At 65.0% G+C, this 14,465-nt stretch carries 12 protein-coding genes; 9 read left to right on the forward strand and 3 right to left on the reverse strand.

The annotated features are described in order from the left end of the window. Nucleotides 1-36 precede the first annotated feature (36 nt). Together ACPFL9_RS07150 and ACPFL9_RS07155 are read right to left on the reverse strand one after the other, a co-directional pair. Nucleotides 37-696 (reverse strand): response regulator, encoded by a 660-nt coding sequence (locus tag ACPFL9_RS07150; RefSeq protein WP_426006673.1) that lies wholly within the window; start codon nucleotides 694-696, stop codon nucleotides 37-39. After that, on the reverse strand, nucleotides 689-2,410 hold the full coding sequence (locus ACPFL9_RS07155; protein ID WP_426007510.1) for an ATP-binding protein: 1,722 nt from the start codon (nucleotides 2,408-2,410) through the stop codon (nucleotides 689-691). Before ACPFL9_RS07155 ends, ACPFL9_RS07150 begins: the two co-directional genes overlap by 8 nt. Nucleotides 2,411-2,607: 197 nt before the next feature. Here ACPFL9_RS07155 and ACPFL9_RS07160 point away from each other — a divergent pair, with 197 nt between their 5' ends. The 5 genes from ACPFL9_RS07160 to ACPFL9_RS07180 all read left to right on the forward strand — a co-directional run bounded on the left by ACPFL9_RS07160 (nucleotide 2,608) and on the right by ACPFL9_RS07180 (nucleotide 8,250). Further along, nucleotides 2,608-4,086, forward strand: coding sequence for a CitMHS family transporter (locus tag ACPFL9_RS07160; RefSeq protein ID WP_426006674.1), 1,479 nt, complete (start codon nucleotides 2,608-2,610; stop codon nucleotides 4,084-4,086). A gap of 124 nt (nucleotides 4,087-4,210) precedes the next feature. Next, entirely contained in the window at nucleotides 4,211-4,507 is a 297-nt protein-coding gene (gatC, locus tag ACPFL9_RS07165; protein WP_426006676.1) for an Asp-tRNA(Asn)/Glu-tRNA(Gln) amidotransferase subunit GatC, read from the forward strand. A 4-nt stretch (nucleotides 4,508-4,511) separates the two neighbouring features. Then, a complete protein-coding gene (gatA, locus tag ACPFL9_RS07170; protein ID WP_426006677.1) occupies nucleotides 4,512-6,068 on the forward strand; it encodes an Asp-tRNA(Asn)/Glu-tRNA(Gln) amidotransferase subunit GatA in 1,557 nt (518 codons plus the stop codon). Further along, nucleotides 6,068-7,576, forward strand: coding sequence for an Asp-tRNA(Asn)/Glu-tRNA(Gln) amidotransferase subunit GatB (gene gatB, locus ACPFL9_RS07175; RefSeq protein ID WP_426006678.1), 1,509 nt, complete (start codon nucleotides 6,068-6,070; stop codon nucleotides 7,574-7,576). Before gatA ends, gatB begins: the two co-directional genes overlap by 1 nt. Nucleotides 7,577-7,680: 104 nt before the next feature. Next, complete coding sequence (locus ACPFL9_RS07180; protein WP_426006680.1) at nucleotides 7,681-8,250, forward strand: DUF5666 domain-containing protein; 570 nt, start codon at nucleotides 7,681-7,683, stop codon at nucleotides 8,248-8,250. Between the two features lies 1 nt (nucleotide 8,251). On the opposite strand, the gene ACPFL9_RS07185 is transcribed toward ACPFL9_RS07180, so the two are convergent. Beyond that, the gene (locus ACPFL9_RS07185; protein ID WP_426006681.1) at nucleotides 8,252-9,253 is read right to left on the reverse strand and encodes a formylglycine-generating enzyme family protein; all 1,002 of its coding nucleotides are present in this window, start codon (nucleotides 9,251-9,253) and stop codon (nucleotides 8,252-8,254) included. Nucleotides 9,254-9,604: 351 nt separating this feature from the next. Between ACPFL9_RS07185 and ACPFL9_RS07190 the strand changes: the two genes are divergently transcribed. The 4 genes from ACPFL9_RS07190 (at nucleotide 9,605) to ACPFL9_RS07205 (ending at nucleotide 14,449) form a co-directional block, all read left to right on the forward strand. Further along, on the forward strand, nucleotides 9,605-10,654 hold the full coding sequence (locus ACPFL9_RS07190) for an ABC transporter permease (RefSeq protein ID WP_426006682.1): 1,050 nt from the start codon (nucleotides 9,605-9,607) through the stop codon (nucleotides 10,652-10,654). Nucleotides 10,655-10,694: 40 nt separating this feature from the next. Then, entirely contained in the window at nucleotides 10,695-11,618 is a 924-nt protein-coding gene (locus tag ACPFL9_RS07195; RefSeq protein WP_426006683.1) for a carbohydrate ABC transporter permease, read from the forward strand. Between the two features lie 59 nt (nucleotides 11,619-11,677). Beyond that, nucleotides 11,678-13,339 (forward strand): sugar ABC transporter substrate-binding protein, encoded by a 1,662-nt coding sequence (locus ACPFL9_RS07200; protein ID WP_426006684.1) that lies wholly within the window; start codon nucleotides 11,678-11,680, stop codon nucleotides 13,337-13,339. Between the two features lie 66 nt (nucleotides 13,340-13,405). After that, a complete protein-coding gene (locus ACPFL9_RS07205) occupies nucleotides 13,406-14,449 on the forward strand; it encodes a LacI family DNA-binding transcriptional regulator (protein ID WP_426006686.1) in 1,044 nt (347 codons plus the stop codon). Nucleotides 14,450-14,465 lie beyond the last annotated feature (16 nt).

Raw genomic sequence — 14,465 nt, forward strand, 5'->3', positions numbered from 1 at the left:
AACGCTGAAAACGCGCACAAATGCGACCTACTTGGGTTAGCCGGGGATGCCGTAACGGTGTTCCGGGCGGCCCGTGGTTCCGTAGCGTAACTGGATGTCGACGGCGCCATCGTCCGCAAGCGAGGACAGGTATCTTTGCGCCGTGGCCCGGGAGACGCCGACCCGGTCCGCGACTTCGGCGGCCGAATACTGCTCTCCCGGCAGCAGTGACTCCAAAACGGCCGCCTCGGTGGCCGACCGCGGTTTGGCCGACGGCGTGACGTCGCCCGGAATGAGCGCCCGCTTGGCGCGTTCGATGCTCATCTGGTCTACGCTGGCCTGCTGCCCCAGGATCCTGCGGTACCGGGCATAAGACCGCAATTGCTGGGACAGCGACTCGGCGGTAAATGGCTTGAGCAGGTAACCAAGCGCTCCCCGCCGCAGCGCCACCCTGATGGACCGGGCATCGGAGGCCGCCGTCAGCATCACCGCATCCACGTCCAGTTGGCCCAGCAAATCCAGCCCCGAGCCGTCCGGCAGGTAGACGTCCAGCAGCACCAAATCCGGCCTCAGGCTGTGGATGGCCTGCAGTGCCTGCGATACGGATCCGGCGGGAGCCAGCGCCATGAAGCCCGCCACCGAATCCACGTAGGCCGCGTGCAGCCTGGCCACGTGGAAGTCATCGTCAACGATCAACACCCGCAGGTCCTCAGCCATCGCTCTCCTTTTCCGGCGTTGCGCCGGCTCCGTTGTCCGTGCCGCCCGCTGCCATGACTCCCGGGATGGAGGCCATGAAGACGGCGCCCGGCCCACCTTGTGTGCCCGTGTCCAGGATGCGCACGTCTCCGCCCCGGCGCCGCGCCAATTGTCGCACCAAAGCCAACCCCAGACCCTGTCCGGCACCGGCACGCACCGGTGCCTCCGCCGTCGTGAATCCCTCGGTGAAGACCTCATCGGGATCCAGTGCGCCCAGTCCGTCACCTGAATCGCCCACCACCAGGTGGAGGGTACCGCCGTTCCCGGTGACGTCATCCAGGAGCTCCACCTCCACCCAGCGCTCCGCGGCGGAACCGGCGACGGCGGCGTTCACGGCGTTGTCGATCAGGTTGCCGAGCACTGTGGTGACATCCTGCGGGTCGGCAACGTGCCCGCGCACCAGCGTCTCCGGACCGATTTTCAACACCACGCCGCGCTCGGACGCTTCCACGCCTTTGGCCCCGATGAAGGCCTGGAGGTAGGTGTCCTGGAGGAGTTCGGCCTGCTCCACGGGGAACTTGAGCGGCCCGGTTGCGGAGATCCTTGCCAGGTACTCCTTGGCCTGCTCATGCTGGCCGATGCTCATGAAACCGGCGATGGTGTGCAGCTGGTTGGCGAACTCGTGCCGCTGGGCACGGAGGGCTGCGGACATGGTGCCCACGGCGTCGAGCTGGCGCGTCAACTGCTGCAACTCGGTGCGGTCGCGGAGCATCACCACCCAGCCGAGGTCTTCTGTGCGGTGCCATGCCTTGCGGGCGCTGGCCACCAGGACGCGGTCGCCGGCCAGTACCTCAACGGCTTCCGCGTCCTGCGCGGCGGGTCGGGTCAGCTCCTTCAGCGGGGCAGGAACAGGGGCTGAGTTCCATGCCTGTCCGGTGGCGTCGGGCATGTCCAGCAGGCGGGCGGCAGCTGCGTTGAAGACGGAGATCCGGCCGTCGGCGGCGATGCCGATCACGCCCTCGTCCACGCCTTGGAGCACGGCTACCTGGTCGTGGACCAGGGTGCTGATTTCTTCCGGTTCCAGTCCCAGGGTGAGTCGCTGAAGCCGGCGGCGGAGAAGGAACGACGCCAGGACGCCGGCCAGCAGGGCGCCGCCTGCTGTCACCGCGATCGGGATGATGTCGCGGGCCAGGCTCTTGCCGAGCGATTCCACGGAGTAGCCCACGCTCACCTCACCCACGATCGGGCCCTGCCCGCCAGTGCCGCCGGCGCTGCCCGTGCCGGGCGCGTAGACGGGAACTTTCGCCCCCGCGGACGGACCCAGGGTGCCGGTATTTCGGGTGGTGGTTTCCTGGCCGCCCAGTGCAGCGGAGGGGTCGGTGCTCACGCGTTCGCCCAGACGTGCGGGCTCAGGGTGGGCCAGGCGCAACCCGGTCTCGTCCGTGATGACCACGAACAGGGCACCCGTGCGGACCCGGGCTGCCTCGGCGGCCTGTTGCAACGGCCCGGCGGCGAGCACCGATGCCGGGGGAGTGCCTTGCTCCTTGCTGATGTCCTGGACCTGGGCCCGGACGTCGGGATCCGCGGCCACGGTCCTGGCCAGGGTAAGGGCCTGGTTCTCGGCCTCGTTGCCGATCCGCTCGTACACGAGCCAGGCGTGGACGGTGCCGCTGAGGAGGACCACCAACAGGACCACCCCCAACTGCAGCAGGAGTGTTTGGGTGGAGAAGCGCATGCTCACCCGGTTGAACCGCGGCACCCTTGCTCCTTTCCTCCACTTCCATTGAAGCATTGAGCAGAATGCGCAAAACGCTCTCAATGATCACTATTCCCATCAATCGAGCGAAACCCCCACCCGTGACCGGCGCCACTATAGCGTCTGTTGTGCGCATCACACTGAAGTGGCGCCTACAGAGAAGTAAGGAGCAGGCCGTGCTGGTTTTGCTTGGATTCGCAATGATTGCGGTCTTCATGGTCCTGATCATGACCAAAAAGTTGACGCCGGTCCTGGCGCTGATCATCGTCCCTACCGTCTTCGGCCTCTTCGCCGGCGCCGGCCTCGGCATCGGCGACATGGTGATGGACTCGATGAAGTCCATGACGTCCACGGCCGCGCTCCTGATGTTCGCCATCATCTACTTCGGCCTGATGATCGACGTCGGACTTTTCGACCCCCTGGTCAAGTTCATCCTGCGCAAGCTGGGCAACGACCCCGCCAAGGTGGTGCTCGGCACCGCCCTCCTGGCCGCCGCAGTGTCCCTGGACGGCGACGGTTCCACCACCTTCATCCTCACCACGGCAGCCATGCTCCCGGTCTATTTGAGGCTGAAGATGAGCCCCGTGGTCCTTACCTGCGTTGCAGGCCTTGCCAACGGCACCATGAACATCCTGCCGTGGGGCGGCCCCACTGCCCGTGCCGCCACAGCCCTGCACCTGGACGTCAACGACGTCTTCCTCCCCATGGTTCCGTCCCTGGTCGCGGGACTTGCGGTGGTCCTCGTCTTCGCCTGGCTGCTCGGCCTCCAAGAGCGCAACCGCCTCCGTGCCACCGCCCCGGAAATCTGGGGTGACGTCGCAGATCCCTCGGACGCGTTCGACGGCGGCACGACCGGAGGCGGGTCCGTCACCGCCGGCTCCGGCAAGGGTGCTTCCGGCTTGGGCCGCACCGCCGGTAAGCCCGGCACCGGTGGAGGTGCCGGCGTCGCGGTCCTCGACCAGGACACCGCTGCGTTGGTGGACGAGCACGATACCGCAATGGCGGACACCGCGCTGGATCCCAACCGGTCCACCCTCCGTCCCAAGCTCTTCTGGTTCAACCTGGGGCTCACGGTGGCCGTCATGGGCGTGCTGATCGCCAACATCGTCCCCCTGCCGTATGTGTTCATGGTCGGCTCCGCGATCGCCCTGCTGGTGAACTTCCCCAAGGTGAAGGACCAGGGTGCCCAGCTGATCGCCCACGCGCCATCGATCGTGGCCGTGGTCAGCATGGTCATGGCTGCTGCAGTCCTCACGGGCGTCCTCAACGGCACCGGCATGGTCAAGGCAATGTCCGAGTGGCTGGTCCAGATCATCCCGTCCGACATGGGACCCTTCATGGCCGTCATCACCGGCCTGTTGAGCATCCCCATGACGTTCTTCATGAGCAACGACGCCTTCTACTTCGGTGTCCTCCCCGTCCTGAGCGAAACCGCCGCCCATTACGGCGTCGGGGCAGCAGACATGGCCCGCGCATCCATCACCGGCCAGCCGTTCCACATGCAAAGCCCCCTGGTGCCCGCCATCCTGCTGCTGGTGTCCCTGGCCAAGGTGGACCTGGGCGACCACCACAAGAAGGTCCTGTGGCGGTCGGCAGCCATCTCCGTTGTCATGCTGGCAGTGGGCATGCTGACCGGAGCGATCGCGATCGGCTGAGCCCCCGGGTGCCGACGGGCAGCAGAGCCGGACATGGTCCGCTCTGCTGCCCCGTTTGGTTCATGGGGACCCCAAGCCAAGTAGACTGGTCCGGAAAACCAATTGAACTTTGCAGGGGAGATCCATGGCTGCGATCAACCGTGACGATGTCGCGCATCTTGCGCGTCTGGCTCACATCGAAATGAGTGACGAAGAACTGGACAGGATGGCGGGCGAGCTTGCTGTCATCGTGGATTCGGTGAAGTCCGTGAGCGAAGCCGCCGGCGACGACGTCCCGGCCACGTCCCACCCGATTCCGTTGAACAACGTGTTCCGCGAGGACGTCGTGGGCCACACGTTCACAGCCGGCCAAGCGTTGTCCGGTGCTCCCGATGCTGCCGAAGACCGCTTCAAGGTCCCCGCGATCCTGGATGAGGACTAACACCATGACTGAGCTGAAGAACGAACTCATCCACCACTCCGCTGCCGGCCTCGCAGCCAAGCTTGCTGCCCGTGAGGTCTCCGCCGTCGAGGTCACGCAGGCGCACCTGGACCGGATCGCCGACGTCGATGGCCACGTCAACGCTTTCCTGCACGTCAATACCGAAGAAGCACTCTCGGTCGCAGCTGAGGTGGACGCAGCCCGGGCCGCAGGTGAAGACCTTCATGCCCTGGCCGGCGTGCCCATCGCCGTGAAGGACCTGATTGTCACCATCGGCCAGCCCACGACTGCCGGCTCGAAGATCCTTGAGGGCTGGCACAGCCCGTACGATGCCACGGTCATCAAGAAGCTGCGCGCCGCGAAGATGCCGATCCTGGGCAAGACCAACCTTGACGAGTTCGCCATGGGGTCTTCCACGGAGCACTCCGCCTACGGCCCTACCCGCAACCCATGGGATCTCGACCGCATTCCGGGCGGATCCGGTGGTGGCTCTGCCGCTGCCGTCGCCGCCTTCGAAGCGCCGCTGGCCCTGGGCACCGACACCGGCGGTTCCATCCGCCAGCCCGGTGCCGTCACCGGAACCGTGGGCATGAAGCCGACGTACGGTGCCGTGTCCCGATACGGCGCGATCGCCATGGCCTCCTCCCTGGACCAGATCGGCCCGGTCTCACGCACCGTGCTGGACTCCGCACTGTTGCAGGAAGTCATCGGCGGGCACGATCCTTTCGACTCAACCTCCCTGACGGATCCCTTCAACAACCTGGTGGAGGCTGCCCGCGTGGGCAACGTCGCCGGACTGAAGATCGGCATCATCAAGGAACTGCACGGCGAGGGGTACCAGGCCGGTGTCGAGAACCGGTTCAAGGAATCCCTGCAGCTGCTCAAGGATGCGGGCGCCGAGATCGTGGAGGTGTCCTGCCCCAACCTCAAATACGCACTGGGTGCCTACTACCTGATCATGCCGTCCGAGGTTTCCAGCAACCTGGCCAAGTTCGACGGCGTCCGCTACGGCCTGCGCGTTCTGCCCACCGACGGTCCCATGACCATTGAACGCGTCATGGCAGCCACCCGCGCCGCCGGCTTCGGCGACGAAGCCAAGCGCCGCATCATCCTGGGCACCTACGCCCTGAGCGCCGGCTACTACGACGCCTACTATGGTTCCGCCCAGAAGGTCCGGACGCTGGTCCAGCGCGACTTCGATGCCGCGTTCGCGCAGGCGGATGTCCTCATTTCGCCGACCTCTCCCACCACTGCGTTCAAGCTTGGCGAGAAGCTGGACGACCCGCTGGCCATGTACCTGAACGACGTCGCCACCATTCCCGCCAACCTGGCAGGCATCCCCGGGCTTTCCTTGCCGGGCGGCCTTGCCGACGAGGACGGCCTGCCCGTGGGCATCCAGCTCCTGGCCCCGGCCCGCGGGGACGCCCGCCTTTACAGGGTTGGTGCCGTGCTCGAATCGATCCTTGAAGACAAGTGGGGCGGTCCCATCCTGGCCCAGGCGCCTGACCTGAAAACCGCAGCCCTTGGCTCTGCAGCCACCACCGCCGGAGGTTCCAACTAATGTCCGTCGACGCAATCGTCAGCTTCGAAGAGGCCATGGAGAAGTACGATCCCGTGCTGGGGTTCGAGGTCCACGTGGAGCTCAACACCAAGACGAAGATGTTCTCCTCCGCCCCCAATGTGTTCGGTGACGAGCCCAACACCAACGTCAACGAGGTCGACCTCGGCATGCCCGGTGTCCTGCCCGTGGTGAACAAGGCGGCAGTTGAGTCGTCCATCAAGATCGGCCTGGCCCTCAACTGCAAGATCGCCGAGTCCTGCCGTTTCGCCCGGAAGAACTACTTCTACCCGGACACTCCCAAGAACTTCCAGACGTCCCAGTACGACGAGCCGATCGCCTATGACGGCTACCTGGACGTAGAACTCGAAGACGGCACGGTGTTCCGCGTGGAAATCGAACGTGCCCACATGGAAGAAGACGCCGGCAAGCTGACCCACATGGGTGGCGCGGCCGGTCGCATCCAGGGTGCCGACTACTCGCTGGTGGACTACAACCGGGCCGGTGTTCCGTTGGTGGAAATCGTGACCAAGCCGATTGAAGGCGCCGGCAGCCGTGCACCGGAACTCGCCAAGGCCTACGTCGCCGCCATCCGCGAGATCGTGAAGAACCTGGGCGTCTCCGATGCCCGCATGGAACGGGGCAACGTCCGTTGCGACGCGAACGTGTCACTGCGCCCGCACGGCCAGGAACGCTTCGGTATCCGCTCCGAGACCAAGAACGTGAACTCGCTGCGCGCCGTGGAGCACGCTGTCCGCTACGAGATCCAGCGGCACGCAGCCGTACTGGACTCGGGGCAGCCGGTAACCCAGGAGACCCGGCACTGGCACGAGGACACCCGGTCCACCACCTCGGGCCGCGCCAAGTCCGACGCCGACGACTACCGCTACTTCCCGGAACCGGACCTGGTCCCCGTGGTTGCATCGCGCGAATGGGTCGAAGAGCTCCGTGCCACGTTGCCCGAACCGCCGGCAGAGCGCCGCAAACGCCTCAAGGAAGCCTGGGGTTACTCCGACCTGGAATTCCGTGACGTGGTGAACGCCGGTGTCATGGACTCCATCGAGGAGACCGTGGCCGCGGGTGCCAGCGCCGCCGTGGCGCGCAAGTGGTGGATGGGCGAGATCGTGGGCCGTGCCAAGGTTGCCGATGTTGAGCCGGCCGAGCTCGGTGTCACCCCGCAGACCATCGTGGAGCTGAACAAGCTGGTGGAAGCGGGCAAGATCAACAACAAGATGGCCGGACAGGTCCTTGACGGTGTGCTCGCCGGTGAAGGTACGCCGGAAGAGATCATCGAAAAGCGTGGCCTCGCCGTGGTTTCCGACGACGGTCCGCTCCTTGAAGCGATCGACGCAGCGTTGGCTGCGCAGCCGGATGTCGCGGAGAAGATCCGTGGCGGCAAGATCCAGGCCATCGGCGCCATTGTTGGCGGCGTCATGAAGGCCACGCGTGGCCAGGCCGACGCCGGCCGTGTCCGGGAGCTCATCCTCGAGAAGCTCGGGGTAGAGGGCTAAGACCCCCCTCTCACCCAACTGGGTCGCAGTTGATGCCGTTTTGAGCGCTCAGAACGGCAACAACTGCGACCCACTTTTTGTTGGTCAAGGGGCACAATTAACCCATGGCCACCCTTTCTCCAGGCCTTCGCAAGGCCCTCCTCGCAGGCGGCATCGCCGTCGCCGTGACCGCCGGTGGAACAGCGGCAGTCTGGGCGGGCACCCAGCCCAGCCCGTCGCCGTCGGGCACGTCCGCCTCACCGGGCCCGTCCGAAACCCGGGGCAACGGCAATGCGCCGCCCAAATCCACCGCCAAGCGCGGACAGGCTCTTCATGGCGAGCACGTGGTGAAGGACGCGGACGGAACATTCAGGACGCTTGTTACCCAGCGCGGGACCATCGAGTCGGTCAACTCCACGGACATCACGGTGACGAGTGAGGACGGGTTCACGCAGCGGTACGCCATCACCTCCGACACAAAGATCTCCATGGTTCCCGCCGACACGGTGCGGCCCCGGAACGGACGTGGCAATCCCGGCCTGCCTTCGGCCACTGCAGCCGAGCTGAAGACCGGCGACACCGTGCAGGTCTCCGGAACCAGGAACGGCGGGACTGCCAGCGCCACCAGGATCATCGCCGGAGATCTGGACGCGCTCCGCGGCCAAGGCCACAAACGCGGGCACGGCCCCAAGTAGCTTAGAGAGCCACGGTCCTGAAGCCCAGGTTCCCGCTGGCTGAATCCGGGGTGTTGGAACTGCGGGCCGCCACCCGGTAGCGGTTGCAGTACGAGTCATGGCACAAATAGGAGCCGCCCCGCATCACCCTGCCCCGGCCGATGGTGGGCCCCTGCGGATCGTGGACGGTGCCGGAAGCCAGGCATGTCTGGTAGTACTTCGGCAGGAACCAGTCGCTGCACCACTCCCAGACGTTGCCGCTGGTCTGGTAAAGGCCGTAGCCGTTGGGTTCAAACCAGCGGGCCGGTGCCGTGGTGAGGTAGCCGTCCTCCTGGTCGTTGCGGACGGGAAATTCCCCCTGCCAGATGTTGCAGTGGTGGCGCGCGCTTCCGACGGCGTGCCCGTTGTGGAGGGAATCTCCCCACGGGTAACGCCGGCCCTCCACGCCGCCGCGTGCTGCGTACTCCCATTCGGCTTCCGTAGGGAGCCGCCGGCCAGCCCATGCACAGTAGGCCAGGGCATCGTCATGGGAGACATGGGTCACCGGATGGTCCGGGACTTCGGTCCAGTGCGACAGCGGGCCGGCAGGGTGGGCCCAGTTCGCTCCGCGGACATTAAGCCACCAGGGGACGTCGTTGACCCGGTTGAGGATGTCCTGCTCTTGGGCCTTGACCGCCAGATGGAACACGGCAGAGGTCCCGAAGGTCTCTGATTCCGTTCGGTGGCCGGTGGCTTCCACGAACTCCGCGAACTGCTGGTTGGTCACTGTGGTGGCGCTGATGCGGAAGGCCGAAACGGATACAGGATGGACCGGGGCCTCGCCGTCGCCGGCGTTGCCTTCGTTGAAGGCGTCACCCATGGCGAACGTTCCAGCGGGGACAGGGACGTCGTTTGCGCTCACGGAGGCGGAAGGTACGACGCCGGTACCCGCCTTGGGGTGGCCGCCCGCCGTGCGCTGTGCCGGCGTCAGCTCCGGCGTCGTACTTTTCCCGGAGCCTGCGCCCGGACTGCAGCAATCTGCCATGTCAATCCTCAGTCTGATTCCGTGCGCTGCCCGCGTGTTCCGCAGCGGTAGCGCACCTCTTTCCGCCATGCGCACCCGATCCACAGCGGGAGCGCACCCCTTTCCACCACGCGCGCCCGTTCCAGTGGGCGCGCCGGGCGGAAACGGGTGCGGTCCCCGCTGCGATCCCTTGGGGCATGCTGACGAGAATTCTACAGGGGGAAGCGCAAAAGTGATGAAAAGTGATTTTTAGAACCAGTTTCAATCATGATCTTGCAAACACACGGTGCCTCCCTTTATGGTTTGTTAAACGGTTAACGAGCGTGGTGCGGATCACACTAATGGTTTTCGCCCGGCACACGAGGAGACAGTATGAACTCGACAACGGAACAGGCTCCGGTCACGCCGGCTGCCGGCCGGGTCGCGGCAGCACAGGGCAATGGTGCCCCGGCGGCCAAGCCGGGAAGGCCCGGAGGGGGCAGGCGCAAGGGCAGCAGGATCCCTGCGCAGAGTTTCCGCGCGCGGTTCCGGCGCGACAAGCAGATGCTCCTGATGATGGTGCCGGGCGTGGCATTCCTGCTCGTCTTCTTCTACATCCCCATCCTGGGGAACGTCATTGCTTTCCAGGACTACCAGCCCTACCTGGGGATCGGGGACAGCCTGTTCGTCGGCTGGCAAAACTTCACGGATCTCTTTGCCAACCCGGACTTCATCCATGCGTTCTGGAACACCCTTTACCTGGCCGCGTGGCAGTTGGTCTTCCTCTTCCCGGTACCGCTGGTGCTGGCGCTGATCGTGGACTCACTCATCAGCACGCGGGTGCGGCGGATCTTCCAGAGCATCGCCTACCTTCCACACTTCCTGTCCTGGGTCCTGGTCATCGCCTTCTTCCAGCAGATGCTCGGCGGCGCGGGGTTCGTCAACAACGTGCTCCGGGACTGGGGCATGGAGCCGATCCCGTTCATGACCAACCCGGAAACGTTCCCCGTGCTGGTAGTAGTGCAGATGATCTGGAAGGACGCCGGATGGGCCATGATCATCTTCCTGGCAGCCCTCGCCAGTATTGATGCCTCGCTCTACGAGGCCGCCGCGGCCGACGGCGCAGGGCGCTGGCGCCGCATGTGGCACATCACCCTCCCGGGCCTCCGGCCCGTCATCGTCCTGCTGCTGATCCTGCGCATCGGAGACATCCTCTCCGTGGGCTTCGAGCAGTTCATCCTGCAGCGCGATGCCGTGGGAGCCGGGGCAGCCGAAGTGCTGGACACCTTCACGTATTACACCGGCGTGGTAGGTGGTGGCTGGAGTTCAGGCGCAGCGGCAGGACTTGCCAAAGGCGTCGTCAGCGCGCTGCTGATCTACGGCGCCAACAAACTTGCCCACCGCTTTGGCGAAGACGGAATTTTCGCAAAACAAGCGCGCTGAAGGCCACGCAGGCCCGCAGCTGCCGCACAAGGAGAACTTCATGGCAACAACACTTTTCACCAGGAAACCACGGGAGCTGAGCTACAGCCCCAAGCGTCCGGTATGGAAGGAGCGCCCCTCCGCCCTGTACCAAACAGTCAAGGCGGTGGTCCTGGTGGCCTTCAGCCTGTCCATCCTCACGCCCATCCTGCTGGTGGTCTCCACCTCGCTGGCGGACAACCAGCAGTTGGTGGAGGCCGGTGGGTTTGTCCTGTGGCCCGAACGTCCCACGCTGGAGGCGTACGCCACCATCTTCAAGGGACCCATGGTGCTGCAGTCGCTGGGAGTCAGTGTGCTGGTGACGGCAGTGGGCACCATCCTGGCGCTGTTCGTCACGATCACCATGGCTTACGCCACGAGCCGTTCGGTGCTGTTCGGCCGGCCGGTAGTGCTGGCGGTGCTGTTCACGCTCCTGTTTGCTCCCGGGCTGATCCCGTCCTTCCTCATGATCCGGCAGCTTGGACTGCTGGACTCGTTGTGGTCACTGATCCTGCCGGGCATCTTCGGCGCCTTCAACTTTGTGGTGATGCGGTCGTTCTTCATGAATATCCCCGGTGAACTGATCGAAAGCGCCAGGATCGACGGCGCCAACGACTGGCAGATCCTGTGGCGGATCGTCATGCCGTTGTCCAAGGCCGTGATCGCAGTGGTCGGCCTGTTTTACGCCGTGGGTTTCTGGAACTCCTTCTTCAACGCACTCCTGTACATCAACGACCACAGCAAGTGGCCCATTCAATTGCTCCTGCGCAACTTCGTAGTGCAGGGCAGCGGTGCTGCAGACCAGCTTGGCATCACCACCACACCCCCGCCGCAGTCCATCCAGATGGCCGTGGTGGTGGTGGCGCTGGTGCCAATCCTGATGGTCTACCCGTTCCTCCAAAAGCACTTCGCCAAGGGCGTCATCACCGGCGCCGTCAAGGGCTAGCTCTCCGCACCAAACTCGTCACGATCACCTAAGAACACATCACCAGAAAGGGTCATGCCATGACCAGCACTACCTCAGGACAGGCGGGCTTCAGCCGCCGCGGTTTCCTCGGCCTCGCCGGCCTGGCCGTCACCGCCGTTGGATTGTCCGCATGCGGCAGCGGTGGAGGCGCCGGGAACGGAGGCGCCGCAGCCTCCGCCTCGGTGAAGCTGCCAACCTACAAGGAATTCACCGGCGTGACCCCGGACCTGCCCGGCAATGCCAAGGGTCTCCAGGCCGGATACTTCAAGCTGCCCGAAGCCGTGCAGTCAGTAAAGACCCCGCCCCTCAAGGGCAAAGTCAGCGGCCTGACCGAAACGTTCGACACGATGAGCCCGGGCTTGAAGGACAACCCCTTCTGGCAGCGCCTGAATGCGAAACTCGGCGGCGACCTCGAACTGCAGATCGCCGAGGACATCGGGGATGGCTACCCGGCCAAGTTCGCTACGGTCCTGGCCAGCAATGAGCTGCCGGACATGATGTGGGTTCCCCCCAACCAGGGCATCCCCAACGTCGGGCCCATGCTGGAGGCCAAGTTCCAGGACCTCACGCCCTACCTCTCCGGGGACGCCGTCCTTGAGTACCCCAACCTGGCCGCACTTAAGCCGGATTCCTGGAAGACCGCCGTCGTGAATGGCAAAATCTGGGGTGCTCCCATCCCCAGCACCCCGTTCGGACAGGTCTACGTAGGCAACCACAACGTCTGGGAAGAGGTGGGCGGGTTCGAGGCCGCCTCGGCGGACGAATTCCTGGAGAAGGCCAAGGAGCTGACCCGGCCGGGCGAACAGAAGTACGCCCTGGAGCCTGCCTATATCAACGCCCTCCACATGGTGACCGAATGGTTCGGAGCCCCCAACAGCTGGGCCGTCAACAAGGACCGCACCCTGACGCACCTGTATGAGACCGATGAATACCTGGCCGGCGTGGAGTTCACGGCCAGGATGTTCGCGGCAGGCGTGTTCTACCCCGACTCAAAGGCCGCGGACATCCGTACCAGGGTGGCCAATGGCAGCGTGGCGGCGCAGGTGGTCAGCGGCCCCCACGACATCCGCAGCTACCGTGCTTTGAGCAAGAATACAAAGTTCGACATCCTCATCCCCTTCAGCGCGGATGGCAAGGTCAAGCCGGTATATGACATGGGCTACGGCACCGTGGGATTCACACCGTTCAAGAAGGCCGACGAAGGCAAGATCCGCGAGCTGCTTGCCCTCATCAACTACCTCTCCGCCCCGTTCGGCACGGTGGAGTACATGCAGAAGAACTTCGGCGAGGCCGGCCAGGATTACACGCTGGACGGCAACGGCAACCCGGTACGCACGGAGACCGGCACCACCAACGCCCCGGGGCTGGTTTCGGCCCTGAACATCATGGCCAGCCCTGAAAACGTCATCTTCAATCCCGGCTTTGACGATGACACGCGCTACGTCAACCAGCAGGAACAGAAGCTCCTGGAGATCGCCTGGCGCAACCCCACCAACGGTACCTACTCGGACACCAACGCCAAGGTGGGCGCCAAGATCACCAAGCAGCTCCGGGACAAGGTGGTGGACATCCTCACCGGGCGCGCCAAAATCGACGAGCTCAAGGACGCGGTCAAGCGCTGGAAGAGCGAGGGCGGCGACAAGATGCGGGACGAATACCAGGCCGCCTTGGATCCCAACGCGCCGGTGTTCCGGAGCTAGCCCGCGTCAAGGGACTAGCCTCTACACCACGGGTAACGGACACCACATCTTCAACCAGGGGGAACCATGGCAAAAACAAGCAGTACCGGCGTCAGGCCCACCATCCGTATGGTGGCTGAACTTGCCGGCGTCTCCACCGCCACGGTTTCGTATGTGTTGTCGGGCCGCCGCGGTGATGGCGGTCCCGGTGTTTCAGACCCGACGGCGGAAAAGGTCAAGGCAGCTGCGGAGCGGCTCGGGTACCGTCCAAACCAGGCGGCCCGTGCCATCCGCACCGGACGCACCAACACCGTGATCCTCTCGCTGACCATGCTGTCCGATCCATGGTCCCTGTCGGTCATCGAAGCGGTCCAGCGTGCCTCGGAGCCGCTGGGCATCACGCCGATGATCCTCGGCGACGCGGACTGGGTGAAGGTGCTCGGGACGCACAATGCCGACGCGGTGTTCGTGGATGCCGTCCGGGCCGGGGAGCGGGACGCCCTGCGGAAGCTGGCACAGCACGGCACCACCCTGGTGGTCTTTGACGAGGAGCTTGAGGCCGACGGATTCGACGTCATCCGTTCCATCGCCGGGCCGGGTTGTCGGATGGCGGTGGAGCACCTGCTGCACGGCCACCGGAGGGTCGCCTGCCTCACCCCGGCTACTTCGGCGGGGACGTCCGGTGGTACCAGGTACCGCGCCTACGCCGAGGCCTTGGCTGCCGCCGGGATCGCTGAGTGCGGGGATTACGTGGGGCTCTTTGATGGAACCTCGGCCGGGGCATATGCGGCCACCACCCGCCTCCTGGCGCTTCCGGACCGACCCACCGCCATCTACGCCACCACGGACTATGCCGCCGTCAGTGCGATCAACGCCGCCCAACGACTCGGGCTCGCTGTTGGGAAGGACGTAGACATCATCGGCGTCGGCAACACCGTGGAGGGGGAGCGGATGTCACCGTCCCTGAGCACGGTGGGTCCGGTGGACTTCTTCGACAAACTGGCCCACCTGCTCCTGCAGCGGGCCACAGACCAGGGCGGCCCGGAAACACCCACCGTCCTGGACTTCCCCTGGCACCTGTTCGTGCGGGAATCGGCGCCCCATCGCAGCGCCGCCAACAGACACAACTAACAACCAGCAGAAAGAA

The organism is Paenarthrobacter sp. NyZ202, assembly GCF_049860755.1.
In the GTDB taxonomy this organism is placed as follows: domain Bacteria; phylum Actinomycetota; class Actinomycetes; order Actinomycetales; family Micrococcaceae; genus Arthrobacter.